Below are 2,234 nucleotides of genomic sequence, written 5' to 3'. Positions count from 1 at the left end.
GGACTTCCGTCTGTTCCTTGTCCAGCACAATCGGTTTGGCTCGTCGCATGGTCCTCACCCTCCTATGCGGAGAATGATACCATGCCGCGAACTGTTAATCAACCGCACTTATGGGACATTACACTAGGAGGATTAGCCGATGCGGCAGGCGAAGCGCCAGTTGCGCCGCCAAGCGTGGCGGCGCGAGACGATGGGCCTCCCAGCATCGTTGAGGCGCCTATGAGGAGCCCAGACGAAGCCGGGGGCCGGGGACCCATAAGGCTTGCGGTATGGGCTGGGGCTGCATTGGCCCTGGTTGCTGCAAGTGTTTGGAGGCTCAGGAGGCGCCGCGAGCAGTCGCGAGCGAGTGATTGACGGGACCCCTCGCAAGTGTTCTCGGGGCCTTCCGGAAGAGACACCGTGGGACCAACTGCAGCGGCTCAGTGCTGCGTCAATCAGAAGGAGCGGATTGGCCTTGACTTGAGGGTGCTTCGGGGCTACATATTGTACGCTGGAGGGGAGCGATTGGCAGAGACGGGGAGGGAGGGCGCGTGCTGCCCCGGAAACGATCCGGCGGCATGCGGGCACTGATGGGAGTGCCGGATGGTCCGACTGATGAACGGCAGAGGCTCGGTCTCAACGATACTATTCTGCGGGTTGCTGATCGCCGGCGGCGTTCTGCTGTGCATTCCGCTGGGGCCGGAGCCCGAGGGTATGCCGTATGGCCGACTGATGGCGCTGGCGCGGAAGAGGCGACAGTCGGCACCGTCGCAGTAGCGGTGAACTGGCATTGACGACAGAGAGGGCGTCTGTGAAGCCGTCGTCGGAGGCACGTCCGTGGAGGAGTCCCAGCGATGAAGAGATACGCACACGGCCTCTTGTTGCGCGCCCTGTCGGCGACTGCCGTGGCGGGCATTGCCGTGTTCTGCCTGCTCCTGGTGCTCCGGCAGCGTGTGAGCCTGGAGGCACTCGCGCTGCGCGAGGCGCCGCTCAGCGGGGCAGAGCGGCAGGCAGTGCGGACGAACATCCCGCGCCTTGCGGAGGAGAACGAGCAGTTCCTCCGTTGGCTCGTCGGCGTCGCCTGTTCGGATGAGGTGGAGATCGAGGTACGCAAGGAGGCCGCCGTCCAGTTGCTGGAGGTTGGCGACGAGGCCGCGCTTGTGCGGATGGCCCGCGCGCTTGTGCCGTGGATGGAGGAGGGCTGGAACGGCCAGGAGGAGATGGCCTTGCAGTCCGCGCTCCGCATGCCTCTGTATCAGAGGCTCCTCGTCACCGATCTGCCGGTGGCGGAGCTGCACGAACTGGCCATCCCCATCCACCCGGGCGGCATGGCCGGGCCGGGGCCGTGGACCGCGGATCGGCAGGAGGACGCCCCTTCGCTCTCGGACTGGGAGAGAAGGCTTCGGGAACGGCAACGGGAGTTGGTGCAGTACGCGCGCGGGCTGGCGGAGAGGACGCTGATGCAGCGTCTCATGGCGGAGCAGCCGCTCTCCGGCGGCGCCGGCCCCGCACTGTTTGACCTTCCCGCACTCGCAGAACGGAACGCCGAACTGCGAAGGTGGCTGGCGGGCATCGCCGCATCCCCGCAGGAGGATCTCTGGATGCGCGGGCTGGCGTTCAGGGCGCTCCTGAGCGTCCAGGGCGATGACACGGTCCGAGATACTCTGAAGGACCTCGGCGGCTGGCTCCGGGACGGGGATGCGGAGCGGAGCCGAAGCGGCCGGGATTTCCAGAAGGACGCCAGAGGTCTGATGGTCGACCGGCTGCTGCTGACCGATACTCCGGTTCGGGAGGCCGTCAAGCTGGCGAAGCGGCACGGCGGCCCGTTCCTGGACAGCACCCTGGGCACGGCGGCCCTGCGGCACGAGCGCGGCCGGACGCCATGGTCACAGGAGCAGGCGGCGCGCATTCAGCAGCGGGCGCGGGAGCTGTCGTCCCTTCTGGAGGGCCCGGGGACGGCCCAGGACCTGCAGGCAGACGATCCCCCTGCCGGATCGCCTTGAGCCATGCAGCCGTCCACGGGCTTCCGGTCACACCGGCGGCAGTGGCGGCGCGGCCGGGCCGTCCGTGCCGGTGGAGTGCCGCGCGCCGTCGCGGCCGGAGGCGACGAGCGGCCGGGGATGGCAGCAGCGGGCACGACGGAGCGTGCCCCTCCAGGGGCGTGCGGCGTGCCGCCCGGCGGCGTCCGGCGTGAGGCGTGCGTGCCGGTGGAGGGCCGCGCTCTGTCGCGGCCGGAGGAGGAGACGGTCGGGGCG

The 2,234-nt window shown here is 68.7% G+C and carries 1 protein-coding gene; it reads left to right on the top strand.

The window, feature by feature from the left end:
- The first annotated feature begins 833 nt into the window (after positions 1-833).
- Positions 834-1,982: a hypothetical protein gene (locus GXY85_06785; protein NLW50536.1), complete on the top strand. Its 1,149-nt coding sequence runs from the start codon at positions 834-836 to the stop codon at positions 1,980-1,982.
- Positions 1,983-2,234: the final 252 nt, after the last annotated feature.

This window comes from Candidatus Brocadiaceae bacterium (assembly GCA_012728835.1).
GTDB lineage: Bacteria > Planctomycetota > Brocadiia > SM23-32 > SM23-32 > JAAYEJ01.
This window is presented reverse-complemented; position numbering and strand designations above follow the sequence as displayed.